Origin of the sequence: Duganella sp. FT27W (assembly GCF_009295655.1) — a bacterium.
GTDB lineage: Bacteria > Pseudomonadota > Gammaproteobacteria > Burkholderiales > Burkholderiaceae_D > Rugamonas > Rugamonas zoogloeoides.
Genome location: NZ_WHIV01000002.1, coordinates 405739 through 431817 on the forward strand (window position 1 = coordinate 405739; position 26079 = coordinate 431817).

Sequence of the window (26079 nt, forward strand, 5' to 3'; positions counted from 1 at the left end):
CATCATTTGGCCGATAATTCCAGCGCCAGCGCGACCGGCCGGCCCGCCGCCACCTTGAGCTTGTGCGGCGCGCCCGCCTTGACCGCTACCGTGCCAGCGCCAGCCAGCTTGAGCTGCGCGACAATGGCAGCAGCACGCCACGCGGCCAGTTGCGGCAAGGCGTCCGCCGGCAATTTTTCGTGCTCAACCAGTTGCGCCTGCAAGGCCGCGTAAAAGGCCGACGGATCGGCCACTTGCGGCTCGCCCTGTACCATCTTGCCGAGGCGCTGCAGCAGCGGCAGCTTGGCTGCTGTGCCAGCGGTGCCGGCAGCGGCAGCATTTGCGACCGTACCGTCAACCGTCACTACGGCGCCGCCTGCCTTCTCCGCCAGTAATTTTTGCTGCGCCAGCGCCGCTGTGCCCAGGCGTTCGGCGTACAGGTCGCGCAAGGCGGTGCGCAGTTTGCGGCCGCCCAGGTCGAGCGGGCCGGGCTGTTCGTCGGCCTCGACGCGCACGCCGGCACGTGCCAGCACCGTGCGGCGCAGCGCCTGGGTGCGCAAGGCCAGGCCATCGGCCGCCTCGCTGTAGCTGGCCGGCACGGTCAGCGCCAGTTCCGGCTTTTTCGCCAGCAACTGCGCCACCTGCTGCAATTTTTCTCGCTCGGGCGGCAAGAGGCGATCGCTGCCGGCATCGAACTCCACTGCCTGCAAGCGCTCGCCATTGATGCCAAATAAACGGCCCAGCGCGCGGAACGGCGCCGTCACCGCGCGCGTCATGATGTTGCCAACAGCCTTCCACACCACCGCGCCGTAGTTGAACTGCGGATCGTTGAGGTCGCCGGTCACCGGTACGCCGAGATCGATGCGGCCATCGCCGTCCTTGAGCAGCGCCAGCGCCAGTTCCAGCGGCAGTTTTAACGCGTCGGGGCTGGCTATGCGCTCGCCCAGGGTCAACTGGTCGAGCACCATGCGGTTGCTGCCTTGCAGCGCGCCATGCCGCACCTGGTAATCGAGGTCAAGCGACACCTTGCCCTGGGCGATCTTGTAGCCGGCAAACTTCATGCTGTATGGCGATGCCGACACCAGGTCCAGGTTCTTGAACATCACTTGCACGTCGGTGTTGTCGGTCAGCGCAAACGGATTCAGGTGGCCACGGATGCGCGCCAGGCCGTAGTCATCGACCCGGCCGTCGAGCTCGAGCTGGGCCCGCGCGCCGGGCCGGGTGGACAGGCCGGAAACGACGCCATTCAACTCCACCACCCTGGCGGCAAACTGCGGCCGCAGGCTGAGGTCGGTGAAGTCGAGCTGGGCATTCTCGACACGCATGCGCCGAATGCGTACCGGAAATGCCTCGGCACCGGCTTCTGCACGCGCTGCGGCAGGCATTTCCCTTGGCACGGCCACGGCCGCTGGTGCAACAGCCACCGGCGCAGCGGCCGCTGATGCGGCGGCTTTTGATGAAGAGACTATTGGCGCAGCCGCGCCTGCTGCTGCGGCTTCTGCTGCTGTGGCTTCTGCTGCTGTGGCTTCTGTTGCGGCGGCTACAGGTGCAGCGGCTACTTGCGCCGGGGCCGGCGCTGGAGACATCGATGCAACAGCGATTGGCGCAACAGTCGGCGCCGAGGCTGGTGCAACAGCAGCCGCCGGCCGCTGCACCAGCAAGCGCTGGGCATTGAAGCTGCGGTCGTTGTCGATGATCAGGATGGCGTTCGGTTCGACCACGCGCAGCTCGGCCACCTCCAGCCGGTCCGGGCCCAGCGTGAATGCCACCTGGTCGGCGCGCACCGACTTCCAGTGCGCGAAGTGGTCGCCATCGTGCTCGTTGAGCGCCAACTGCGCCACCTCGAACGACCCGTCGTAGCGCAGCGCAGGCGCGGCCTTGTCGCCGGTGCCGGCACCAGTTCGCAAGCGGCCGGCGGCCGACACGCTGCCATCGACCAGCTTGAGCCTGACGTACTGGTCGAGCAGCGGCTGCATTGGCGCCAGCGCCAGCCCGCTCAAGGCAAGCTCGGTATCGACCACGGCGCCGGCCGGCACGAATGATCCTTTGGCAGTCAGCTGACCACCTTCGCGCAGGCCGACGCCGCCGTCGAAGGCGATGGCGCGCGCGAGATCGGTGCCGACATCCGCCAGGTTCAGGTAAAAGTCTTGCAGGTGGACTTTGACGCCGCTGGCGCCATCATCCATCAGGGCGCCGAACTCCCGCACCTGTACCGACTTGACCACAGCAGTCCACGGATTACCGGCCGACGTCTGCCGCGCGAGTTCAACTCGGCCGCCATCGCGGCCATTGACGCCATTGAGTCCGCTGCCGCTGTTGCCTCTGTTGCCTATACTGGCCGGCTTGCCCGCCGTGCCGCGGTCGCTTATGCTGGCCCCGCTTAAGCCATCGAAACCGTTGCCACCATCGCCGTCATGACCAAGGTCGCCACCACCATCACGACCTGCCACCGCCCAGCCTTCCAGCAAGCGCCATTGGCCGGCCGCGTCGCGCGACAAATCGAGCTGGCCACCCTCGGCGTAGAGCCGCCCTACGCTGGCGCGCCGCGCTGCCAAGTCGAGCGCACCATCTTCGATATTGAGTCGCGCCACGGTCACCGGCATGGCCGCACCGTTGGCCAGCGCCAGTTGTTCCACCGCCAGCGCCGCCTGGGCGACGTCGAGCTGCATGCCGCTGGCCGCGCTGCGCACGTGCAGCGCAAGGCCCAGCTTGACGCGGTCAGCACTGGCCCGCAGCGTCGGACGCTCGGCCAGGCCCAACGCCACGCCGTCGAGCGTCACGCTGGCGCCCGGCAGACGGGCGTCGAACTTGCCGTCGGTGTAGGCGTAGTGGTAAGGCAAGGTCGCCGACAACCGCCCTTGCGTCAATGTGACGCCGGCCAGGGTTTGCAGATACGGCGCCAGGCCCGGCAAGGCGACATCGCGCAGCACCAGCGCGCCGCTGCCGCTCAGCGGCGCCAGCGGATCAAGGCTGGCCCTGCCCTGCCAGTGCAGTTTTCCGCCACGGCCGGCATCGGCGCTCAGCGTGTAGTCGCCGTGCTGGTTCGGCAGGGTGCTCAGGTTGCGCAGTTCGAATGTGATCGGCGCGAAGGTTTCGTCGTAGCCGGCATGGCGGTCGTGCAGCGCCAGCTTGCCCTGCGCCAGCACGAAATGTTCGATCACCAGGCGCGGCGGCGGCGCTGACGGCTGGTCGGCCCGGTCGCGGTTGAGGGTATCGATCAGGCGCGCCAGATTGAGCGAGCCGTTTTTGTCGATCGCCAGTTGCACCGAGGGCGCACCAAGTCGGACTTCAGCCAGGGTCCAGGCCCGGCGCAGCAGCGAGCGCCATTGCAATTCCACGGCCAGCGACTCCACCGCGAACAGCGGCGCGCCATCGGCCTCGGTCAGTACCAGATCGGTCGCCTCGAGCCGCAAGGTAAACGGGTTGAAGCGCAGTTCGCCCACGCTGGCCTTGCGATCGAGGCGGCTTGCGGCAAAGGCCGGCAACTGCGTTTTGAGCACGTGCGGCAGCACCCAGCCGCCCACCGTCGCATACAGTCCCACCGCGCCAGCCACGCCCATGCCCCACCGCTTCCACCTTTTGCCCATCGCTCAGTCTTATATACAAAGTTGCAACAGCTGCCATTATAATAGTTTACTTGAATCAATTTATTGGCTTCTCAGCCATCTGACAATGCGACTCTCTCCCGCGCTACTCCCCGCCGCCATCGTTCTCGTTGCCGCCAACGTTATCACCCAGCCGGTGCTGGCCGCCCCCAAGGCGGCTGCAGCGAAGCAGGACAGCACCTTCATTCGCAACGCCCCGCTGCCGAAATGGATCGCGCCGCTGTCGGCAGTGCCGCCGGCGGTGCAGACCGGGCCGGTCGTGCTGCGCCTGATGGAAACCCAGGCCTGGGCGGGTCCGAAGCCGGTGGTGCTGGTCAACCGCGCAGTGCAGGTCAATGACAAGAGCAAGCTGGGCGAAATCGGCCAGTATTCGCTGCCCTATCGTCCCGCCTACGAGAAGCTGTCGCTGCACCGGGTGGCGATCCTGCGCGGCGACACCGTGCTCGACCGCACGGCCACGGTCAACATCCGCCTGCTGGAACAGGAAACCAGTGTTGCCACCGGCTTTTACATGGGTGTCACCTCGGCGCAATTGCTGCTCGACGACGTGCGGGTGGGCGACACGCTGCAAATCGTCTATTCGACCGAGGGCGCCAACCCGGTATTCGGCAGCACCTGGACCGACGACTACCAGTGGGACCGCCATATTCCGCAGGAGGTGCGCAAGCTGCTGGTGTCGCATCCGGCCGCCACGCCGCTGCACTGGCGCGAAGTGAGCGACGCCTACGCGCCCGGCCTGGCGCCGGTGATCGAACGCATCGGCAATATCGAGCGCTTGCGCTTCGAAGGCCAGGCGCTGGCGCCGTTTTCGCTCGACGAAGGCGTGCCCAACGACGTGCTGCGCGCACGCGTGCTGCAGTTCAGCGAATACGGCAGCTGGCAACAGGTGGCGCAATGGGCCAACGCGCTGTTTGCACCGACGCCACCGGCATCGACCGCGCGGCCGGCGGCCAAAAAGCCGGAGGCGCCATCCGAACTGGTCACACTGGCGCAGCGCTTTGCCGGCGGCGCCAACGATACCGAACGGGCCAGCGCCGCGCTGCGCTGGGTGCAGGACGAGATCCGCTACTTCAGCGTGGCGCTGGGCGAAAATTCGCACCGCCCGCAAGTGCCGGACGAGGTGCTGCGGCGCCGCTTCGGCGATTGCAAGGACAAGAGCGTGCTGCTGATCGCCCTGCTGGCGCAGATGGGCATCAAGGCCGAGCCGGTGCTGGTCAACGCCCAGTTGCCCACCTATCCGCGCAAGAGCATTGCCGCACCCACCGTGTTCGATCACGCCATCGTGCGCGTGCACCTCGACGGCAAGACCTATTTCGTCGATCCGACCCGGGTGGGCGAGAAGGCGCTGATCCCGCTGCTGCCGACGGCCGTACCGGGCGCAGCCGGGCTGGTGGTGGCGGCCGACACCACCGATCTGATCGCCTTGCCGGAAGAAGTCGTGGATCAGCCGGTGATCGAGCGGCTGGAGTCATTCGTCCTCGACGAGCTCGATGGCGACGCCCGCCTCAAGGTACGCATCAGCTACCGTGGCAACCTGGCGGCGCCGGTGCGGGCAGCGCTGAACGGCAGTTCGCCACCGGACCTGGCCAAGAATGTACTGGCCGACTTCGACAAGCTGTATCCAGGCGCCGAGCTGGTCGAAGGACCAACGCTCGAAGACAGCGCGGACGGCACGACATTCTCGGTACTGTCCGCCCTGCGCCTGCCCAAGCCGGTCCTGCAGCAAAACAGTCTTTACGTCATGCGCTTCGATTCCAAGGTGCTCAATGGTTTGCTGCGCATCCCCGGTTCGCTGACGCGCACGCTGCCGCTGCAAATGCCGATGGGCCGGTTCCAGACCCGTTACCGCATGCAGGTGCAATGGCCGCAAAGGGTAAAAATGATGTTCAGCGAAGGTGCGGTGGACATCGACAACCCGTTCTTCGATGCACGCCAGGAATTTTCCTGGCGCGGCAACGAGCTCGATTACACCATCGATTACGCCACCAAGCGCGCGCAAGTGCCGGCGGCCGAGGTGCCGCAGCTGGGCGCGGCAGTCAAAAATCCGGCACTGCAGTCGTTTGGCGAGGGCAACGTGCATTTCCACGAGGCCTTTGCCATCAACGTCGGCGCCGAGCAGCTGACGGTGCAGGATGCGATTGCCATGCGCAACAAAACGATACTGGCGAGCCTGGGCGAAGCAATCAAGGAGCGCAGCCGGTCACCGATGACAGCGGAGATCCTGGGCCTCAAGTGCGCGGCCGTGCGCCACCTGGTGACGGCAGGTGACGGTGGCAGCGGCACGCTACGGTATCTGCCGCAGATGATTGCCGACTTGGCGCAGCAAAAAGGTTTCGATAAAGAACGCGACCTGTGCCTGGGCCAGGTGTACTTCAGCCAGCTCGACTATCCGCGCGCGCTGGAAACCTTTGCCAAGACCGACGTCAAGGAAGACGACGCCGCGCTGCTCAAGCAAGCCTGGGCACGCATGTCGCTCGGCAATACCGCCGCTGCCGCTGGCGACGCCGTCCGCTACGTCAAGGCCAAGCTCAAGCAAGGCAAGCTGCTGCCAAGCGAAGCGATCCAGATCGCGCTGGTGTTCCAGCATGCGCACCAGCCACTGCCCCCGGACTTGCAAGCCTACGTGGATGCGGTACCGGACGGCGCGTGGCCGCGCCCGGTGCTCGATTACCTGGGCGGCAAGATCGGCCAGCAGGCCTTGCTCGATATTGCGCGCGAATTCGGCCCGGTCAAGCGCGAGATGGCGCTCAACGACGCCTGGTTTGCCATCGGCTCGAGCCTGCGGGCACAGGGAAAAGCCGCCGAAGCCATTGGCGCGCTCAATTACGTGGCCGACCACGGCTTGCGCGGATTCGAGTCCACCTTGCTGGCGCGCAGCGAACTAGCTTTGCTGACCGGCACCGCACCGGCCGCCAAGTAATCCGCGCAGGGCTTACAATACGAAAATCGCCGACTCGTTACGTAAAATGCAATAGCATGCAAGCCCAACTCGAACCGTTCCACGCCATCGCCATCAGCCGCCTGGCCCATGCCCTCAAGGCGCAGGGCCGCTCCATCATCCACATGGAGTTCGGCCAGCCGTCCACCGGTGCGCCGCCGGCCGCCATCGCCCGCGCCCACGCGGTGCTGGACGACGACGCCATGGGCTACTGGGAAAGCGCGCCGCTCAAGCAGCGCCTGGCGCGGCATTACCACGAACGTTACGGCGTGACGGTCAATCCCGAGCGGTTCATCCTCACCTGCGGCGCCTCGCCGGCGCTGGTGCTGGCCTTGAATTCGCTGTTTTCTCCGGGCGACCGGGTGGCGCTGGCGCGGCCCGGCTACGTTGCCTACAGAAACGCCTTAAAAGCTTTACACCTGGAACCGGTGGAAATAGCGTGCGGCCCCGAGGTGCGCTACCAGCTTACCGCTGCCGCCCTGGCCGCCGTCGAACCGGCGCCACACGCCGTCATCATCGCCAGCCCGGCCAACCCCACCGGCACCATCATTGCGGCCGAAGAACTGGCGGCGATTGCCGAAGTGTGCCGCGAGCGTGGCATCCGCATCATCTCGGACGAGATCTACCACGGCCTGAGCTACGTGGAGCCGGCGCAAACCATCCTGGCCTACGCACCCGAGGCGCTGGTGGTGAGCAGCTTCTCCAAGTACTTCAGCATGGCTGGCTGGCGCCTGGGCTGGCTGCTGGTGCCGGAGGACCATATTGCCCGCGCCCAGGCGTATTGCGGCAACCTGTTCCTTACCGCGCCATCGCTAAGCCAGCACGCGGCGCTGGCCGCCTTCGACGACTTGACCGAACTCGACAGCCACCTGCACGTGTACGCGGAAAACCGCCGCCTGCTGCTGGCGGCATTGCCCGACCTGGGCCTGCGCGCCATCGCCCCGCCCGACGGCGCGTTCTATATTTATGCCAGCATCGCCCACCTGACCGACGACAGCCTGGATTTTTGCCAGCGCCTGCTGAACGACACGGGCGTGGCCACCGCCCCCGGCATCGATTTCGACCCGGTGGACGGCCGCCATTTTTTCCGCATGAGTTTTGCCGTGTCCACGCCACAGATCGTGGACGCCATCGCCCGCCTGCAGCCGTGGTTTGCCGCGCAGGCCGGTTTATAAACAACTTTCGGGATCGCTAAAATTTATAACAGCAATGCGTAAACTAACGACTATCTCCCCGGCCCTGGCCTTGGCCGCGCTGATCCTGGCCCCTCAGGGTGCCAGTGCACAGGCGCCGTCCCCGCTCGGCGACGCCGTCACCATCGTCGGGCCGCTCCAGCCTGGCACTACCCAGATGGCGTGGAGCTACAAGGGGCTCGAAGCCGGTGTGGACATGTTCGAGCGCCGCAGTCCGCGCCTGGCGCCGGGCGCCCTCATGCGCTACCAGATGCCCAAGGGCATGCTGCCGCCCAGGGAGAAGGATGGCAAGCTCGAGGACACCACCGCCACCATCGCCGTCAAGGGCTGGTCGGTGCCGCTGCCGTTGGCGCCCGACCTGAGCTTCGTGCTGCCGCCGAACGACCGCGCCCGGTCCGATGGTGCATACGTGGTAATGAGCCGGCGTTTTCCGTCGGGCCTTTACCAGCACCCGATAGTATCTGTACGCACACCGGACTTGCCGCAAAACGTGCTGCGCATGGGCGACTTGCGGCTGGCCTGCGAAGTCCAGGTACGCATCCTGAAAAAAGACATGTTGCGCGAACGGATACTGCTCGACGCCAAGAGCTGGTTTGAAAAAGGCCCGTGCGAGCAGGACCGCATGTTCGACGCCCCGGCACCGTACAACAGCATCACGTACACGGCCGGCTCGCGCAAGCAGGTCATGCCGGCCAGCGGCAAGCAACTGGCATTCAACGCCCCGCTCGGCGACGACAAATGGCCCGACGATACGCTGCTCACGTTCGAGCTCGACGGCGAGCCGGCGCCGAAACCGGTCGCGGTACCAAGACCCGTGCAACCGCCGAAACCATTCAATATGCCTACGGATTCCCAGCCCGCGCCATTGCCGCTTGAATTGCTCGAACCCGACCTGTCGCGGGAATCGCTGCTGTACCAGGACGCCGAGGTCATCCCCGCAACAACGCATCCCTGAGCAAGCTCGGCACCAACCCTGTCCAGCGCTTGAACGAGCGGCGGAAGTTGGTGGCGTCGTGGAAGCCCAGGTACTGCGCCACCGCCTCGTTGTCATACCCGCGCACCTGGAACAGGTGGATCGCCACGTGCGCGCGCACCTGGTCCAGCTCGGCCTGGAAGTGGCTGCCGTGGCGGGCCAGGTGCCGCTTGAACGTGGCGGGACTGACGCCAAACGCCGCCGCGCTGCCCTCCAGCGTCGGTCCCAGCCGGATATTGTCGAGCAGGTAGTCGTACAGCGCCGTCAGCAGGCTGGGCACCAGTGCCGGTGACTCGCCCGCAACGCCCTGCAACGCCGCCGCCGACGCCAGCGCATTGCCGCGCGGCCAGGGACGATCGAGCCACACGGGATCGATCAGCATGGCGTCGAACTGGCAGTTGAAGCGCAGGTCGCTGCCCAGGTGCGCCTCGTGCTGCTCGACGTGGGCCGGTGCGCTGCGATTGAGGCAGTAACGCCACGGCAGCCGTTCGCCACCGAGCCAGCGGCACATCGCCGTCACGGCCGTCATGTGCATTTCCACCAGCGCCGGCAACTGGCTCGGCGCGCCGAAGCTGTCGGTCCAGTACAACACGGCCATGCCGCCATGAGTGCTGCCGCTACCGCCTTGAGTACCGCCATGGATGCCGCCTCGGGTCCCGCCGTAAGTGTCGCTCTGAGTGCCGCCGTAAGTGCCGCTCTGAGTGCCGCCGTGGATAGTGCCTTGGATGCTGCCCTGCGTACCTTCTTCGCGCCAGCGCGGCGTTAGCAGCGGGCACAGGCGTGCGTGGCCGGCGCACAGGATGTCGAGCGCCTGGCGCAGGTTCTGCGCCTGCAGCAGCGCGTGACTGAGCGCGCCGTAATGGCCGGGCAGCATTTGCTGGCCCAGCAGGAAGCTGGTGTCGCTGCTGGCCAGCGCGCGCATGACGTTGGCCAGCAATTGCAGGTACTGCTGCGGCGCCAGCAGAACGTGCGCATCCGGCGGCTCGTCATCCGTCAGGCCGGTGCCGCGCAGCAGTTGCTCGCCACCGATATCCTGGCTGCGCGCGTAGTCGAGCAGCAACGCCGGCTGGTGGCGCGCCACGATAAAACTGTCATTGCTTTGCCGGTAGGCGATCACGCTGACGCGCCGGCAACAGCTACCGATGGTGCGGACGATACCGGCTGGGCTGATGCCGCCAGCACCCGTCCCAGCTCGGCCAGCAACACGTCGGCATCGGTATCCGCACTGGCGCAGGCATGGCGCACGCTGATGGATACGCGGCCATCCTTGGCGTGGTGGCGCATCTGCCCCACCATTGCCGCCAGGTGGCGCGCCATTGCTTCGGCCTCGGCCACGCCGGTGTCGGGCAGCAGCAGTGCGAAGCGGTCGCCTGCATAGCGGCACAGCAGGTCGTCGTTGCGCAGGTTGAGCAGCAGCATGTGGCCGACCGCCTGCAACACGCGGTCGCCCTCGCGCTGGCCGAACTCGCGGTTGATCAAGTGGAAGCTGTCGATATCGAGCAGCACCAGCGCGCACGGCCGGCCCGGGCGCTGCGCCTGCTCGTGGCGGATCTGGCGGCGCAGGTAGTCGGCATTGGCCAGTTGCGTGATGCGGTCGAACGCGCGGTGATCGCGGAACAGCCGCTCGCGCTTTTGCAAGTGTTCATTGAGGCGAAACTGTTCGTGGCGCCAGTAATACATGCCGCAGGTGAGCACCAGCATGCCCAGCGGCACCAGCATCTCGAGCCAGTGGTCCCACCTGGCCGCCTTGCTGACAGCGAAAAATTCATCCATGCAGTCGGCAAATGACCCGACCATGATCATCGCCAGGCCGCCGGCCAGCAGCCGCGTGACCAGGCCGCCGGGCCGACTGCTCAAGGTAAACAGCACCCAGCTGCCAGCCATGACCGCCGTGCCGCCTTCGCTGACGATGTCGGTCCACTTCCACATGTGGAACGGTTTTGCCACGCCCAGAGTGGAATACAGGAACACGCAGGCGAGCAGCGCCAGGCAGGAAACGATCAAGGTGGAGCGGTGCAATTGCAGCATAAGGTTTTACCGGAACGTGGTTACTGCGGCGGCAGCTTAGCGCCTGCATATGACCGCCGTGTGACAAGGCCGGAGATGGGCAAATACACAACACCGCAGCTTGGACAGGTCATTACGGCTCATCGACGTTCGCAGGGCGAAGTCCAGCTATCGCAAACGGCGTTCAGCGCCGGGGAGCACCGCCAAGCGGCAGCAGTCTGGGGACGGCAGCAATGATCAGCAAGCGGCGACCAGCGCCGGTGAGTACCGCCAGGCAATCTGCGGCAGGCGGCAATGACGAGCGGCATTGGTGAGCAGCAGCGGTAAGCCGCAATAGCCGACCACAATCGACCACAAGCCACGGCGGGTCAATCGAGCTCATTTCGCCACGCCACCGCCTGCAACGCGGCGGTTTACAGCACTTGCCGCCGGGGCATGTCATGCAAGTGACATATAGCATCCCTAGAATCCGCAGCGTTCCCTCATCCAACCCACGGTACGCCATGAAAACCAACGCTCCTCACCTCTCCACCCATCCACGCCTCAATGCGCTGACGCTCGGCGTGCTGGCCATGCTGGCAGGCACAGCTGCTGCCCAGACCGCCGTGCCGCTCGACGGCGCCAACGGCGCCAATGCGGCGCTGGTGACTGCCGCCAACAGCGTGGTCATCGCCGGTCAGCGCTCGAGCCTGCGCAACGCCATCGCCGCGCAGGAGAAGGCGGACAATATCGTGAGCGTGATCAGCAGCGACGACATCGGCGGCCTGCCCGACAAGAACGCTGCCGAAGCGCTGGCGCGCCTGCCGGGCGTGTCGGTCCAGCGCGACCAGGGTGAGGGCCGCTACGTGAGCGTGCGCGGCCTGGGCCCCGACCTGAACGCGGTCACCATCAACGGCGCGCTGGTGCCGTCGCCCGAGGCGGGCCGCCGCGCGGTGGCGCTCGACGTGCTGCCGGCCGGCCTGATCCGCTCGCTGGAAGTAAGCAAGACCCTCACGCCCGACCAGGACGCCAATTCGCTGGGCGGCACGGTTGAGGTGAAAACCCTGTCCGCGTTCAACCTGCCCGGCAAGCTGCTGTCCGGCTCGATCGGCGCCAGCCGCGACCAGAACATCGGCAAGACCAGCCCCAACGCCAGCGTGCTGTTTGCCGATCGCTTCATGGAAGGCAAACTCGGCGTGGCCGGCGGCATCAGCTTCGAAAAGCGCGAGTTCGGTTCCGACAACGTGGAAACCGGTGGCGCCTGGAGTAGTGTCAATCCCGGCAAGCTGGCCGGCGTGGAACTGCGCGACTACCTGCCCACGCGCGAACGCCGCGCCGCCGCCATCAATCTCGACTACCACCTTGACGAACACAGCAAATACTACGTGCGCAGCTTTATCAGCGACTTCAGCGACGATGAAGTGCGCGACCGGCTCACCATCAGCAACGTTGCCGGCGGCAGCCTGGCCGAAGGCGCCACCGCCAACGCCCGTGGCGAACGCCGCCTGCGCCAGCGCAAGTACACGCAAACCATCAGCTCGGTCGTAGCCGGCACCGAGCTCAAATGGGACCGCTGGAAACTGGAAGCGTCGGCCGGTACCAGCCGCGCCAGCGACGACGCGCCGGAGTCGATCAACGACGCCCGCTTCCGTGGCGCCAGCAACTTTGCCGGCGTGGGCTTCACCGGCACCGACGTCCCGCGCCTGACCGGCCCGGAATCGCTGTACGACGCCAGCAAGTACAAGCTGAACTCGATCGCCCTCAAGCAAAGCGACGCCACCGACAAGGAACACCATATCCGCTTCGACCTCGGCCGTAAATACGACCTCGGCGAAGGCACCGGCAAGTTCAAGTTTGGCGCCAAGCTGAGCCGCCGCGAAAAGGACAACAATACCGAAGCGTGGTCGTACAGCAGTTCGCAGATCGGCGGCGCCAGTACCGCGCTGACCAGCTATATCACGGGTGAGCAGCTCGACTTCAAGCTGGGCCGCATCGGCAACGCCATCAATCCCGGCGCGATCCGCCAGCTGGTGGCTGGCCTGAACCGCGCCAATGCCCGCGTACTGGTGGACTCCAGCGTGGACGACTACAACCTGCACGAAGACATCGACGCCGCCTACCTGCAACACAGCTACGACATCGACAACTGGCACCTGCTGGCCGGCGTGCGCGCCGAGCATACGCGCTTCAAGGCGTCGGGCACCAGTGTCAACGAGGAAGAAGAAACCTTCACCCCGGTCGAGCGCCAGCGCTCGTACACCAACTGGCTGCCGACCCTGCAAGCCCGCTACGACCTCGACGGCAAAACCAGCCTGCGCGGCGCCTGGACCCACTCGGTGGTGCGCGCCAACTTCGACCAATTGAAACCCGGTATCAGCCAGTCCAGCGACACCGAAGCGACCATCGGCAACCCCGACCTGGCGCCGCTCAAATCGACCAACCTCGACCTTGGCATCGAACGCGTGCTGGGCGACGACGGCGCGGTATCGGCTTACGTGTTCCACAAGGACATCAAGAACTTTACCTACACCACCAACCTGGCCGGCAGCGGCGCCTGGGCCGGCTACACCTCGGCCATCACTTACGCCAACGGCGACAAGGCCAGCGTGAAGGGGCTCGAACTGTCGTACAACCAGCCACTGCGCATGTTGCCGGCGCCATTCAACAACCTGGTGTTCGGCGCCAACGGCAGCCTGACCCGGTCCAGGGCCAACGTGGCCCGCTACGACCAGGATGCCGGTGCGATGCGCTCGCGCAGCATTCACCTGCCGGGCCAGTCGAACCGCGTGATGAACCTGATGCTCGGTTACGAACAGGGGCCGCTGTCCACCCGCATCGCCGTCAACTACAAATCGCCCTACCTGCTGGAAATGGGCGACGACATCCTCGACGGCAGCGGCGACCGCATCGTGGACAGCCAGAAACAGGTCGATTTCTCGCTGTCGTACCAGCTGACCAGGCAGGTGCAGCTGAACATGGAAGCGGCCAACCTGAACAACGAAAAGTACTACACGTACCTGGGCACCAAGGCTTATAACGCCCAGTACGAGCAATACGGCCGCACCTACAAGCTGAGCTTGAAGGTAAGCCTGTTCTAACGCGTGAAGCGGCTCGCACCCAGCGTCGGCAACGCGAGCCGCAGCCAGAGGAACCGTCATCCTCGTCGGCGCACCGTCGTGCCGGCGAAAATCCAGTTTAACCGGGCAGCGCAAGCCATCCACCGCCAGCCACCGCCCTTAAAACCCATCATCCCGCACCGGCGCACCGTCGCCCAAGCGGGCGATCCATACTGAGCAAGCGCTTACGCGCCAATAAAATGAAACTGTCACTCATCGCAATCGCCATCACCCTGGCCCTCACCGCACCAGCCCAAGCCGCCACCACGCCCGGCCCCACCACCCACGCCCACGAACTTGCCCCGCTGCCAAACGGCAACTGGCTCGCCCTCGACAAGACCGCGCTGCGCCTGCTGGCCGCCGACGGCACCGAGCGCGCCCACTTGCTAGTCCGCGCCAAGCACCTCGACACCCGCCCGCTCGGTAACGCTACCCTGGCCGTGATCGTGGACGCCAACGCCGAACAGGCAGTGCCCATCCTGGTCGATACCACCGCCGGCACCCTCACCGCCCAGGCGCCGTTCCCCGCGCCCGCCTTCGGTATCGAAGCGGCCTGCCTGTACCGCGATGCCCAGCAACTCGACCACCTGTTCTTGGTTGCCAAGGATGGCCAGGCCGAGCAATGGGTGATGCAGGGCGACAAACGTCTGCCGGTACGCAAGCTGGCCCTGCCCCCGCACAGCAAGCACTGCCGCGCCGACGACGCCAGCCACCAGTTGCTGGTGAGCGAGGATGGCACCGGCCTGTGGGCCTATAACGCCGATGCCGAAGGCGCACCAAGCCGCGTAGCGGTACTGCTCAAGAAACCGTACGGCACGCTGGAAAAAGGCGCAGGCGCGCTGGCCATCCTGCCTGGCGGTGTCGCCGTGCTCGATGCCAAGGGCAAGCAATTGCACCTGCTGCGCCAGGAGGCCGGCAAATGGAATACCGTGTCCGCCACGGACACCAATATCAAGGGCGCCGAACAGCTGGCGGTCAGCACCACTGCCGACGGCAAACTGCAACTGGCCATCGGCGGCGAGGAAGCGGCCGGCTGGCAAGTACGCACGCCGACCTGGACCGCCACCGCAGCAAAAACGGACGGAAAAGCTGTCATCATGCCGCGCGGCCAGACCGAACCGGTTGCGCGCACCGGCGATGCCGCCGACGATCCTGCCATCTGGCGCAATCCGGCCGATCCACAGGGCGCGCGCATCCTCGGCACCAACAAGAAGCAGGGTTTGCTGGTGTACAACCTGCAAGGCAAGCAGCTACAGCTGCTGGAAGTGGGCCGTTTGAACAATGTCGATGTGCGCCAGGACGTCAAGATCGGCAACCGCCAGCTCGACGTGGCAGTGGCTACCCAGCGCGACGACAACAGCGTGATGGTCTTCACCATCGATGCGCAAGGCACGGTCGCCACCGCCGGCGCTTTCAATACCGGCCTGAAAGACATCTACGGCATGTGTCTGTACCGCCCGGCGGACGGTGGCGTGGAAGCGTTCATCAACGACAAGGACGGCACCTTCCTGCAATACCGCATCGTGGCCGATGGCGACAAGATCGGCGGCAAGCTGCTGCGCCGCTTCAAGGTTGATTCCCAGCCCGAAGGCTGCGTGGCCGACGACCGCAACCACCGCCTGTTCCTCGGTGAAGAGCGGCGCGGCGTGTGGACCGTGTCGGCCAAGGGTGATGTGCCGGCCAAGCTGGAGATGATCATGCCGGTCGGCCCGCAACTGGTGGCCGACGTGGAAGGCATGGGCATCTATCATGGCGCCAAGGCCGACTACCTGGTGGTGTCGAGCCAGGGCGACAACAGCTACCTGGTGATGGATGCCAAGGCGCCGTACAAGGTGCGCGGCAGCTTCCGGGTCGGCTACAACCTGGCCGCCGGCATCGACGGCACGTCCGAAACCGACGGCCTCGAAGTGAGCTCGGCCAACTTCGGCGGCCCGTACGGCAACGGCATGCTGGTGATCCAGGACGGCTACAAGCGCCTGCCGGACGGCCCGCAAAACTTCAAGATGGTGGCGTGGGACGACGTGGCCAAAGCGCTCAAGCTCGACTAAAAATTGTGGCGCAGTCCCAGGTTGTACGCACGGTCGCCACTGCCCGCTTCGCTGTTATTGGCCACCGTGTAGCCGGCGCCGTTGCGGTTGGAAATGCTGCCATACACGCCGTACAAGCTGGTGCGCTTCGATACCGGGTACACATAGCCCACGCCCCAGGTGTTGGCATCCTGGTTGAAGGCGGTACGGTCGTCCTTGCGCATGACCGATGCCATCAGCGTGCCGGTCGAGAGAGGCATGGTAAAGCCGAGCAGCGCTTCGCGGCCATCGGTCGAGGCGGTCGGTGGCACGCCGCCAAACGGGTTGCTGGTGTTGCCCAGCGGCGCGGCGTTAAATCCCTTGTCGATGCCGACCGCGGCAAACAGCTTGATGACGCCGAAGTTGTAATTGGCGGCCAGCAGCTTGTTGCTGGCCGAGCCACGGATCACGGCCGGCGTGGTCGGCGTACCCACCACGTCGTTGTTCTTGTGGTTGTAGGCAAAGCGCACCACCAGCGGGCCGTTGCTGTAGCCGAACGAGGTGCCCACCTGGCGGCCGGCCGCTTCGCTGCCAGCCTGCTCGCCGAAGCTGTAGGCGACGTCGCCATTCCAGCCGCGCACGTCGGGCGACGCATACATCACCGTGTTGTTGGTGCGGACATTGGTGCCCCAGTCGGGGAAGGTGTTCTTGATGGTGCCGGCGTAGCCTGTGGCAAACGGGTCGGCCACCGCCACCAGGGTGTTGTGGTACGGCGTGGTCTGGCGGCCCAGCATCAGTGTGCCGGCGCTACTCTTGAGACCGACCAGCGCCTGGCGGTTGAACAGCATGGTGCTCGAGGCCATGGCGCCGGTGTCGATGCTGTAGCCGGCCTCCAGGATGAAGAACGCGGACAGGCCGCCACCCAGGTCTTCCGTGCCCTTGAAGCCGATCCGTGACGATGCTGCCGGACCGCTGGTGAGCTTGGTGACGTTGCCGTCGGCGCCGCCGCGTTCGCCGACGATGCCGACATCGGCGATGCCGTAAATGGTGACGTTCGATTGCGCGTGGACCGGTGCGGCAGCGGCAAAAGCCAGGGCCAGCGCGGTGACCAGGGGTGTTGCGAGATTGCTGTGTTTCATGTGTCTCCTCTAGTAGTTTTGGTCGCCCTCCTCGCGCTGTTGTTTGGCAAAGTAGTCGATTGCCAGGAGCCGGAACGCGGTGACGGCGGGATTTTCCTGGTCCGGTCGCCAGGCCATGCTCATCTCGGCGGGCGCCACCACGTCGCTCAAGTGCCGGAATTCGACATTGTCGTAATGAAAGCGCTGCGCCGAGGCCGGCAAGATCGACAATCCCAGCCCGGCCCGCACCATCGACAAGATGGTGGGACTCTGGTCGAGGTACTGCGTGATGTGCACGTGTACATCGTTGCTGGAAAAAATGCCCATCAGCCGGTCGTAAAAATACTTGCCATGCACGGGCGAGTGCATGATGAACGGTTGGTCTTTCAATTGCTTCAAGGCGATGGTGGCCGAGGCACACAGCGGATGTCCCTTGGGCAAAGCCACCACCAGCGCTTCTTCTTCCACCAGCATCATGTCCAGCTGCTGGCGCGACGACACCGGGCGCATGAAGCCGAGGTCGATGGTGTTGGCATAAAACGCCTCGATCTGCGCCACCGAAATCAGTTCCAGCAGCACCACGTCGATATCGGGCAGCTCCTGCCGGGCCACTGCCAGCAAGCCCGGTATCAGCTCGTAGCCGGCCGCACCCGTAAAGCCGATGCGCACGCGGCCGGTTTTGCCCTTGCTGGCGCGCCGCACCGTGCTTTCCGCCTGCTCCGCCAGGTTCAGCAAGCGGGCGGCGTCGATCAGGAAAATGCGGCCTTCCGTGGTGAGCTTGACGGTGCGGCCCACGCGGTCGAACAGCTCCACGCCGAGGCTGTGCTCGAGCAGTTGTATCTGCCGCGACAGCGGCGGTTGCGTCATGTTCAGCAGCGCGGCAGCGCGCCGGAAATTCAGTTCGGTCGCTGCGGCAACAAAGCAGCGTACCTGTCCCAGGTCTAGCATGGTGTGTCCTGTATGGCTACAAAGGTCAGCCATGATAGCGATAATTGCCTACAGGACGTGCTCGACTCGCCTCTGTCTTTAGGGTTAAGTGGTAAGGCTGCCTTCGGGGCGCTGCCCGGCCAGGCCGGCGGCCAGGCTGGCCAGCACCATCTCGCCCATGGCCGTGCGCGATTCGACAGTGGCGCTGGCGCGGTGGGCCTGCAAGACCACGCGGTCCATCGGGAACAGCGCTTCCGGCACGTTCGGTTCATCGACAAACACGTCCAGGCCGGCGCCGGCGATGGCGCCGCGCGTCAGGGCATCGACCAGGTCGGCTTCGACCACCAGCTTGCCGCGGGCGATGTTGATCAGGTAGCCGTCCTTGCCCAAGGCGTCCAGCACGGCGGCGTTGATGATGCCTTGCGCTTTGTCGGCAGCGGCGGCCAGCACCAGGATGTCGCTGTCGCGCGCCAGTTGCAGCAGGTCGGGCACGAAGTTGTACGGCAATTCCGCGATATGGCGCAGGTCGGTATAGGCGATCGGGCAATCGAAGGCGGCCGCGCGCTGGGCAATCGCCCGGCCGACCTTGCCCATGCCGACGATGCCCACGCGCTTGCCGCTGAAGCGGCGCGACAGCGGGATCGCGCCCGGATGCGGATTCTTTTGCCAGTTGCCGGTTTTTACGAAATCATTGCCCGAGCAAATCTCGCGGCACGACGCCAGGATCAGGCCGATGGCCAGGTCGGCCACGTCTTCGGTCAGCGCGCCGAAGGTGGCGGTGACCGGCAGGTTACGGGAGCGGGCAAATTCCAGGTCGACCGCATCGGTACCGACGCCGTTGACGGCAATTACTTGCAGTGCCGGTAGGCTTTCGATCATGGCGTTGGTGATGCCGGTGTGGCCGCCGGTGATTACGCCCCGGATGTTGGCGCCGTGCTCTGCCAGGTACGCCGTCTTGTCCTGTTGCTCGAACAGGCGGTGTACGGTGTAGAGTTCGTTCAGCTTGTCGTTAATGGCTGGCACGAGGATCGGGTTCAGTTGCAGGACGTGTGGTTTCAATGGGGTCTCCCTGTTAGGTGATGGCAAGCATCGAGATGTGAGCGCATCATGGGATGTTTTGTTTTGCGCGTCCAATCCCAAAACGCTATCAGTTGATACACGGCTTGGACTGTGCCTCAGTGATTCAATTTGCGGATCACGTCATGTCGATAAAAGATTGGACGCGACCGGGGCCTGATGGGAGGATTTGTAGCGCCTTTAAAACCAAATAAAAACATCACTGGAGACATCTATGCGACAGCAATCCACCGCGAGCATGCCGGTAACATCTGAAGCAGCAGCACCGCAGGAAGAAAAGAAGACCAACTACCGCTGGGTAGTGATGGGCCTGATTTTCTGTATCTGGGCCATCGCCTGCGCCGACCGCGCCAACTTCGGCATCGCCCTGCCCTACATGAAGAAGGAATTCCACATCACCAACACCGAAGCGGGCCTGATCGTCAGCCTGTTTTCGTTTGCGTACGCCATCGTGCAAATTCCTGTAGGCATGCTGTACCGTCGCCTCGGCGAAAAAGCCAGCGGCATTTTCCTGGCACTGTGCATGGTGTTCACGTCGCTGTTCACGGCGCTGATGGCCACGACCACGTCCGTGCTGCTGTTGCAGCTCTACCGCGTCGGACTCGGTTTTGCCGAAGGCCCGCTAGGGATCGGCTGCACCAATGTGATCAACCGCTGGTTTCCGCCGCAGGAAAAAGGCCTGGCAACGGGATTGTGGATTGCCGCATCCAAGCTGGGACCGTTGATGGTGCCGTCGGTGTGCCTGATCGTGATTGCCATCTGGGGCTGGCGCGAGATTTTCTACGTGTTCGCCATACCCGGCTTTTTGTTCGCCATCCTGTGGATGCTGCTGGTGACCAACTCGCCCAGCGAGAGCCGTTTCTGTTCGCCGGCCGAACAGCGCTATATCCGTGGTGAAGGTGCACCGGCAGATGCTGCCAACGCTGGCAAAAAACCGGCGCTGCGCTACCTGCGCAGCATGCCGCTGCTCGACGCCATCAACCGCACCCGCCGGGTGGAGCGTCTGCAAACGATTCGCCAGGTCTTCACCTCATGGAACATCATCGGCGTGGCGCTTGGCTACGGCTGCATGATCGGCATCACCAACATCTTCATGTCGTGGATCCCGACGTACCTGGTGACGGTGCGCGGCTTCGAATCGGTCAAGATGGGCTTCCTGGCCTCGGCCCCGTTCATCGGCGCGGTGACCGGTAACATGATCGGCGGCCTGATCTCCGACCGCCTGCTCGATGGCCGTCGCAAACCGATGATGCTGCTCGGCGCCATCGGCACCACCCTGATGCTGTGCCTGCTGATCAATGCCCCCGACAGCGCCACGTTCCTCGGCGCTACGCTGCTGATCTCGGGCCTGATGGTGGGCATCGGCTTTGCCGGCTACTCGGCGTATGCGATGGGCCTGGTCAGCAAATCGACGTACCCGACCGCGTTCGGCATCGTCAATTTCCTCGGCCAGATCGGTGGCGCGGTGGCGCCGCTGATGGTCGGCATCTTGCTCGACCACTTCGGCTGGAGCAGCGTGTTCCTGTACATGGTGGGCACGGCGCTGCTGTGCGTGGTGCTCGTGGCCAGCGTGGTGGAGCCGGTGGCGGAGCCGGAGGTGTAAAGCCTGTGTCGGTTAATCAGAAGCCCGCAACGCTGCAAAGCTTGCGGGCTTTTTCTATGGCGGCGAATGCAAACGGCGCCTTGTAGAACCTGCCTGTCCAGCTCGCTTCATAGCGCAGAGCCCGCTAATAATCGGCCTTGCACTCCTCGATTTTCGTCCTATATTGTCCGCTATCGTTTCACCACAACGGGAGCTCACCATGCCTCTGCACCAGTACGGCGTACTGAAAGGACGTCCGATCAATCGCCAGCTTGGATCGAACCAGAACGCGCACTATCAAGTCCACGTCATCGACGACACCACCGATTACCGCATCGCCGTCAACGTCAAATCGCAGCTGGCGCCGTCCGAGGTGGAGTACCTGGTGGACGCGCATTTCCAGCATCCCGTACTGGCGCAACTGGAGGCGTTGCCGGTGGGCTGGTCGCAGCTGGCATCGAAGCCCGGCGGTCCCGCGCTCGACTTCATCCGCAGCAACCTGTTTGATCCGCGCAAGATGGCGCCGCTGCCGCTGAGCATCAACGGTCCCGACAACGACCTCAACGAGAAGATCGACCAGCACATCCAGCGCGCCCTGTCCGACGAGAACGCCGTGCTATACGCGTTCGGCGAACGCTGGGGGCCCGAAGCCGGCAAGAAAGATAAAATCTTCGGCTTCTTGCCCGGTAACGGCGTGCACGACATCCACATGAACCAGGCCAACGCCGCCAACTTCAAACAGGACGACGGCGTGTACCAGGACGGGGCATTGTTGCTGCATTTTCCCGATCAAAATCAATGGGTGGGCATCTTCCTGAAATTCCAGTCGCAAACCTGGCACAGCGACGATCAGACCGGCCACCGCATCGAAGGCGGCGTCAGCGGTCCGCCGTCGGACAACCCCAATCCACCGAACCCGTTCGAGCCCGGCACTACGCCCACGCCCGAGGCGCCGGACGGCGCGGTGCGCATCGTTGCGGCGCTGGTGAACCCGGTCAAGTCGCCGGAAATCGAAACCGTCACCCTGCTCAACGCCACCGCGCAAACAGTGGATCTGGCCGGCTGGAAATTGCTTGACCGCGACAAGAACGCCATGCCCCTGCAGGGCGCGATTGCTGCCGGCGAAGCGCTGCGTGTCACGCTGGTTCCGCCGGTCGTGCTGCCCAACAAGGGCGGCATCATCACGCTGCTCAACGCGGACGGCCTGCGCGTGGACGGCGTGAGTTACACCAAGGCCCAGGCGTCGAACCCCGGCTACTCTGTGACCTTCTGATCCGCAAGGAGACGGCCATGCGCGCGCAACGCACCGAAGGCGGCCTGCATGTACAGGCGATTGCCGGCAGTCATGTGATCGTGTTCGGCTTCGACTGGCCCGAGCAGCAGGCCCAACTGCTGCAAGGCTTCGCCATCCACCGCACCGATCACGAGACCGGCCGCGCCGACTGGCTCGAAGCGCAAAAGCGCTACGCCATCACCGATCCCGGCCTTGACAAGGGCACGCGCGTTTCCACCCGCAACCATCCGCTGCAAACCTTCCAGTGGGCCGACTACACGGTGCGCCCCGGCGTCGATTACACGTATCGGATCGTCGCGCTCGGCGGCACGCCGGCTGCACTCGAGGCGCTGGCCGAAGTGGTGGTGCCGGTGCGCACGATCACGCGTACGGCCTCGGGCCACGCGATCCACTTCAATCGCGGCGCAATCGCGGCCCAGGAGTATGCACGCCGCTTTGCCAACCGCGCGCCCGAAGATGTGCCCAACAACCAGGCGTTCGAATGGCTCAGCCGTGGCCTGTTTGAATCGTTGCTGGCGTTTATCGCCGAGGCGCAAGCCGGCGACGCGCTGCACGCGGCCATCTACGAAGCGCGCCACCCGCCCGTGCTCGACGCCTTGCGCGCAGCGCGCGAACGCGGCGTGGAGGTGCGCATCGTGTTCGACGCCAAGGAAAATGGCGACGACGACAGCCCGTCGTATCCGCGCGAAGAAAACATCGGCGAACTCGACATGGCGCACCTGGCCGACATCGGCATCGCGCGCGAGAAAAATCCCAGCTATATCGCCCACAACAAGTTCATCGTGCTGTCCAAACAGGGCGCACCGGTCGCGGTGTGGGGCGGCTCGCTCAACTGGTCGCAGAACGGCTTCTTCGGCCAACTCAACACCGGCCACGAAGTGTGGGACGCCACGGTGGCGCAGCAGTTTCTCGCCTACTGGCAATTGCTGGCAGCCGACCCGGCCAGCGTGGCACTGCGCGAAGCGATCACCACCGCATTCCCGTTGCCGGCGCAATGGCCCGACGGCTGCACGCCGATCTTCAGTCCGCGCAAGGAGCGCGACGCGCTCGACCGCTACATCGATGCGATACCTGATGCCGATGCGGTACTGCTCACGCTGGCGTTTTCTATCGACGACCGGCTGGGGCAAGCGCTGTCGCCCGAGCATCGCGGCGTGCGCTACCTGCTGATGGACGGCCTGAAAGGCAACAAGCAGCAGGTGGAAAAAATCGGCCGCATCGTCAAACAGATCCGCGCCACCGAGAGCGGCCGCGTGGCGATGGGCGCCTACCTGCGCACCAACGCGCTCGACCAGTTTCTGCTCGAGCGCAGCAATGCCATGGCGCAGCATGTGCAATTCATCCACACCAAGTTCATGCTGATCGACCCGCTCGGCAAGCGTCCGCTGGTAATCAGCGGCTCGGCCAATTTCAGCCTCGCATCGAGCAAGCAGAACGACGAGAACATGCTGGTCATCGCCGGCGACCACGAGGTGGCCGACATTTATCTCGGCGAATTCATGCGCTCGTACACGCACTACGCGTTTCGCGACGCAGTACGGGCGGCCATGGCGTCCGGCACTTTCTTTGCCAGCAATCCGCTGGTGGAAGATTGCAGCTGGGCGCAAGCATATTACGGCGCCGGCTTTCGCAGCCGCCAGCGCACCTATTTTTCGCGCAGCGCGGTCTGACCACCGCCTGCGTTTTCACCGCCGTTGTTCAACAAACAAGGAGAATCATCATGAGCGAACTGGCCACCAGCAGCAATCCCCTCAACGCCAAGTATCCTGAAATCATCACGGAAACCGAAACCGACGAACGCGAGGAATCGACCGAAGAGCAAAAACTGGTCTATGAATCGGGCGCGCCGCGCGGCACGTCCATCATCAAGAAGGTTACCGTCAGCAAGATCAAGATACGCACCACCACGCCTTACCTGGGCACGGTATAACCGGCTGCGCGCGATGACCGCCCGCCCTGCCTACGTGCCGGCCATCGCTGCCGCGCTGCGCGACCATGGCATTGCCGTGGTTGCCGGCGCGCATGGGCTCGGACTGCGCGCCACCGCCCGCGCGGCAGTCGAAGCCGTGCGCGAAATCTGGGAACTCGACGGCGACGGCCACGCGCACGGCTACCTGGCCGGCTTCGAGCCGTTGGCCTTGCAGTTGCTGGATGAGGCCGAGCGCGACCACCCGGCGCTGGTGGCTGCGCACGAACAAAGCCTCAAGCGCCTGTGGCCGCGCCGCGATTCACATGCGTTCGCGCTGCCACGCGACCTGACCAGCACCTCGGTGCGCGACGAGCGCACGCGGTTTTATCACCACGAATACCAGAACAAGTTGCTGGTGGGACTGGCCGAATTCATGCTCGCCGTGCTGGCTGTCCGCCAGCAAGCGGCGGTAGTGGTGATCGACAATGCGGAGCGCCTGCCGCCGACTTCGCGCAGCCTGCTGGCGGTATTGCGGCGGTTGCAGGAACGGTCAGACGGACTGTCGGGGAGAACGTGCCGCTTACAGTGCGTCCTGCTGGAACGCGGTGACGCGAACCGGCTCGATGGCCGCTATCCCGGCTGCAATGCCGACCACGATGCCGGCCGCTCTGCCGGCCAACATGCTGGCTGCGATACACGCCGCTCTACTGACCACAGTGCCGGTGGCGGTACCGGCAGCTTTGCCGATTGCAACAACGGTGGGGATACCGGCCGCGCTGCCAAGCACATCACCGATCCCGTCACCATCCGGATCGCGCCGTTGACGCTGGCCGAGTTCGAAGCAGCCACCGACCTCGCCCACCTCACGCCATTCCAGCGCGAAACGGTGTATCGCCAGTCCGGCGGCAATCCGGCCACCTGCCGGGTGCTGGCCACCTGCCTGGGCCACGACCTCGGCAAGGCTGCCACGCTGCCGGTCATCACCGTCATCGACCTGTACCTGGGCACGCTGGATATGGCGCGCCGCCGCGACCTGGCACGCGACTGGGTGGCGTCGAGCTGCCAGGGCAACCTGCTCGCCCAACGCAACGCCGCCACCCTGCCCGCCGCCGAGCTCGATGAGATGCACCATGCCGCGCACCTGGCCGCGTGGCAGCGCTACGCCGCTGGCGAAGGTCCGCTGGTGCTGGTCCATGCACTGGCGATCCGCAATCCGCTGCGCCGGCTGCAAGCGCTGGTGGAACCATGCGACGTGCTGATGGGTATCGGCTTGTACGACACCTGGTTCGAATTCTTTGCAGAGCTGTTCTCGTCAACAGAATTGCGCCGCCAGGGCAGCGGCGACGACGCCATCAACGGCTTGTTCATCAACGCCGCGTTCGTGCTGTACTCGATGGGCTACACCGCTGCCGCGCTGGCCCTGCTCGACGATTTTTTAACGACCTTCCCCGCCAGCCGCTTCGTGCCGACCGCGCTGTACGCGCAATCGATGACGTACGGCCGCTACCAGATTCCGGTGAACCTGCCCGCAGCAGAAGACTGCGCCGTGCGCAACCTGCGCTTGATCGAAGAAAAATTCGCTGACCACCCGCGCCACACCTACATCAAGGTGTTCGCCGAAAACGCCTACGCCTACATCAAGGCACGCCAGGGCAAGTTCGACGAGGCGCTGGCCCTGTGCGAACACGGCATAGCCGAAATCGTCGGCGAATATGGCGAAGACCAGTTCCAACTGCACCGCTCCATCCTCATTTACAACACCAGCCAGGTGTACGAACTGGTCAACGACACCGAACGTGCCGAACGCCGCCTGCGCGCGGCGATCGCCTGCGATCCGTTTTACGCCGAGTATTACAACGACCTCGGTAACCTGCTGTCGCGGCTGAACGGGCGTGAGGAGGAAGCGCTGGCAGCGTATGCAAAGGCGATTACACTGTCGCCGCCGTATTACGAGGCGCATCTGAACCGCGGCATGTTGCGGGCGGAGCTCGGCGATGTGGATGGCGCTGCCGCCGACTTTGAACGGGCGCTGGTGATCAAGCCGGCCGAGTGGCGGGCGTGGCGGGAGTTGGGAAATTTGCGGCTGATGAGCGGCGATGCGGCTGGGGCGCTGACGGCGTACGACGAGGCGCTCACGATCGAGGCGCGCGATGCGGATTTGCTTGCAAATGCAGCCGTGGCGGCTTCAGATACTGGAGACAGTGCGCTGGCAGTCCGGTATGGCCAGGCGGCCCTTGCGATTAATCCGCTGCATGCGAACGCGCGGCATAATCTGGCTGCGGAGTTGGTCGGAAGCTGGACGCGTTAAGCCCTTTTAACACTCACTGAATTGCGGTTTAGCGTACTTGCAAGGCGCCGCTGCGGCTATTGCATAGA

16 protein-coding genes are annotated in these 26079 nt (G+C 64.7%); 10 read left to right on the plus strand and 6 right to left on the minus strand.

What is annotated here, in order from left to right:
* Positions 1–2: 2 nt before the first annotated feature.
* Positions 3–3566, minus strand: a complete 3564-nt coding sequence (locus tag F8197_RS28865) for a DUF748 domain-containing protein (RefSeq protein WP_227012159.1) — start codon at positions 3564–3566, stop codon at positions 3–5.
* 85 nt (positions 3567–3651) lie between these two features.
* On the opposite strand from F8197_RS28865, the gene F8197_RS08115 reads away from it, so the two are divergent.
* From F8197_RS08115 to F8197_RS08125, 3 genes are all read left to right on the plus strand, one after another.
* Positions 3652–6504: a DUF3857 domain-containing transglutaminase family protein gene (locus F8197_RS08115; RefSeq protein WP_193333372.1), complete on the plus strand. Its 2853-nt coding sequence runs from the start codon at positions 3652–3654 to the stop codon at positions 6502–6504.
* 56 nt (positions 6505–6560) lie between these two features.
* Positions 6561–7697: a pyridoxal phosphate-dependent aminotransferase gene (locus tag F8197_RS08120; RefSeq protein ID WP_152881458.1), complete on the plus strand. Its 1137-nt coding sequence runs from the start codon at positions 6561–6563 to the stop codon at positions 7695–7697.
* 70 nt (positions 7698–7767) lie between these two features.
* Positions 7768–8670, plus strand: a complete 903-nt coding sequence (locus F8197_RS08125; RefSeq protein ID WP_152881459.1) for a hypothetical protein — start codon at positions 7768–7770, stop codon at positions 8668–8670.
* Here F8197_RS08125 and F8197_RS28870 read toward each other — a convergent pair.
* Both F8197_RS28870 and F8197_RS08140 read right to left on the minus strand, forming a co-directional pair.
* Positions 8645–9805, minus strand: a complete 1161-nt coding sequence (locus F8197_RS28870) for an AraC family transcriptional regulator ligand-binding domain-containing protein (RefSeq protein ID WP_373996824.1) — start codon at positions 9803–9805, stop codon at positions 8645–8647. The two genes, F8197_RS08125 and F8197_RS28870, sit on opposite strands and share 26 nt — an antisense overlap.
* Positions 9802–10716, minus strand: a complete 915-nt coding sequence (locus tag F8197_RS08140; protein WP_152881460.1) for a GGDEF domain-containing protein — start codon at positions 10714–10716, stop codon at positions 9802–9804. The genes F8197_RS28870 and F8197_RS08140 overlap by 4 nt, the downstream gene beginning before the upstream one ends.
* 482 nt (positions 10717–11198) lie before the next feature.
* On the opposite strand from F8197_RS08140, the gene F8197_RS08145 reads away from it, so the two are divergent.
* Together F8197_RS08145 and F8197_RS08150 are read left to right on the plus strand one after the other, a co-directional pair.
* Positions 11199–13772 (plus strand): TonB-dependent receptor, encoded by a 2574-nt coding sequence (locus F8197_RS08145; protein WP_152881461.1) that lies wholly within the window; start codon positions 11199–11201, stop codon positions 13770–13772.
* A gap of 218 nt (positions 13773–13990) precedes the next feature.
* Positions 13991–15838, plus strand: coding sequence for a phytase (locus F8197_RS08150; RefSeq protein WP_152881462.1), 1848 nt, complete (start codon positions 13991–13993; stop codon positions 15836–15838).
* On the opposite strand, the gene F8197_RS08155 is transcribed toward F8197_RS08150, so the two are convergent.
* From F8197_RS08155 to F8197_RS08165, 3 genes are all read right to left on the minus strand, one after another.
* On the minus strand, positions 15835–16935 hold the full coding sequence (locus tag F8197_RS08155) for a porin (protein ID WP_152881463.1): 1101 nt from the start codon (positions 16933–16935) through the stop codon (positions 15835–15837). The two genes, F8197_RS08150 and F8197_RS08155, sit on opposite strands and share 4 nt — an antisense overlap.
* Positions 16936–16944: 9 nt before the next feature.
* Positions 16945–17862: a LysR family transcriptional regulator gene (locus tag F8197_RS08160; RefSeq protein ID WP_056138869.1), complete on the minus strand. Its 918-nt coding sequence runs from the start codon at positions 17860–17862 to the stop codon at positions 16945–16947.
* An 84-nt stretch (positions 17863–17946) separates the two neighbouring features.
* Positions 17947–18900, minus strand: coding sequence for a 2-hydroxyacid dehydrogenase (locus F8197_RS08165; protein ID WP_152881464.1), 954 nt, complete (start codon positions 18898–18900; stop codon positions 17947–17949).
* 256 nt (positions 18901–19156) lie between these two features.
* On the opposite strand from F8197_RS08165, the gene F8197_RS08170 reads away from it, so the two are divergent.
* From F8197_RS08170 to F8197_RS08190, 5 genes are all read left to right on the plus strand, one after another.
* Entirely contained in the window at positions 19157–20521 is a 1365-nt protein-coding gene (locus F8197_RS08170; protein ID WP_152882001.1) for an MFS transporter, read from the plus strand.
* A 199-nt stretch (positions 20522–20720) separates the two neighbouring features.
* Positions 20721–21773 (plus strand): DUF2278 family protein, encoded by a 1053-nt coding sequence (locus F8197_RS08175; protein WP_152881465.1) that lies wholly within the window; start codon positions 20721–20723, stop codon positions 21771–21773.
* Positions 21774–21790: 17 nt separating this feature from the next.
* Positions 21791–23464, plus strand: coding sequence for a phospholipase D-like domain-containing protein (locus tag F8197_RS08180; RefSeq protein ID WP_152881466.1), 1674 nt, complete (start codon positions 21791–21793; stop codon positions 23462–23464).
* Between the two features lie 50 nt (positions 23465–23514).
* On the plus strand, positions 23515–23724 hold the full coding sequence (locus F8197_RS08185) for a hypothetical protein (protein WP_019921927.1): 210 nt from the start codon (positions 23515–23517) through the stop codon (positions 23722–23724).
* Between the two features lie 13 nt (positions 23725–23737).
* Positions 23738–26011 carry a tetratricopeptide repeat protein gene (locus F8197_RS08190; protein ID WP_193333373.1) on the plus strand — a complete coding sequence of 758 codons (2274 nt, stop codon included), beginning with the start codon at positions 23738–23740 and terminating at the stop codon, positions 26009–26011.
* Positions 26012–26079: the final 68 nt, after the last annotated feature.

Excerpts from the sequence above, each read along its gene's own strand:
- F8197_RS08175 (WP_152881465.1), top strand. The coding sequence starts at position 20,721 with ATGCCTCTGCACCAGTACGGCGTACTGAAAGGACGTCCGATCAATCGC.
- F8197_RS08190 (WP_193333373.1), top strand. The coding sequence starts at position 23,738 with ATGACCGCCCGCCCTGCCTACGTGCCGGCCATCGCTGCCGCGCTGCGC.
- F8197_RS08185 (WP_019921927.1), top strand. The coding sequence starts at position 23,515 with ATGAGCGAACTGGCCACCAGCAGCAATCCCCTCAACGCCAAGTATCCT.
- F8197_RS08140 (WP_152881460.1), bottom strand. The coding sequence starts at position 10,716 with ATGCTGCAATTGCACCGCTCCACCTTGATCGTTTCCTGCCTGGCGCTG.
- F8197_RS08115 (WP_193333372.1), top strand. The coding sequence starts at position 3,652 with ATGCGACTCTCTCCCGCGCTACTCCCCGCCGCCATCGTTCTCGTTGCC.
- F8197_RS08145 (WP_152881461.1), top strand. The coding sequence starts at position 11,199 with ATGAAAACCAACGCTCCTCACCTCTCCACCCATCCACGCCTCAATGCG.
- F8197_RS08155 (WP_152881463.1), bottom strand. The coding sequence starts at position 16,935 with ATGAAACACAGCAATCTCGCAACACCCCTGGTCACCGCGCTGGCCCTG.
- F8197_RS28865 (WP_227012159.1), bottom strand. The coding sequence starts at position 3,566 with ATGGGCAAAAGGTGGAAGCGGTGGGGCATGGGCGTGGCTGGCGCGGTG.
- F8197_RS08160 (WP_056138869.1), bottom strand. The coding sequence starts at position 17,862 with ATGCTAGACCTGGGACAGGTACGCTGCTTTGTTGCCGCAGCGACCGAA.
- F8197_RS08170 (WP_152882001.1), top strand. The coding sequence starts at position 19,157 with ATGCCGGTAACATCTGAAGCAGCAGCACCGCAGGAAGAAAAGAAGACC.
- F8197_RS08150 (WP_152881462.1), top strand. The coding sequence starts at position 13,991 with ATGAAACTGTCACTCATCGCAATCGCCATCACCCTGGCCCTCACCGCA.
- F8197_RS08180 (WP_152881466.1), top strand. The coding sequence starts at position 21,791 with ATGCGCGCGCAACGCACCGAAGGCGGCCTGCATGTACAGGCGATTGCC.
- F8197_RS08120 (WP_152881458.1), top strand. The coding sequence starts at position 6,561 with ATGCAAGCCCAACTCGAACCGTTCCACGCCATCGCCATCAGCCGCCTG.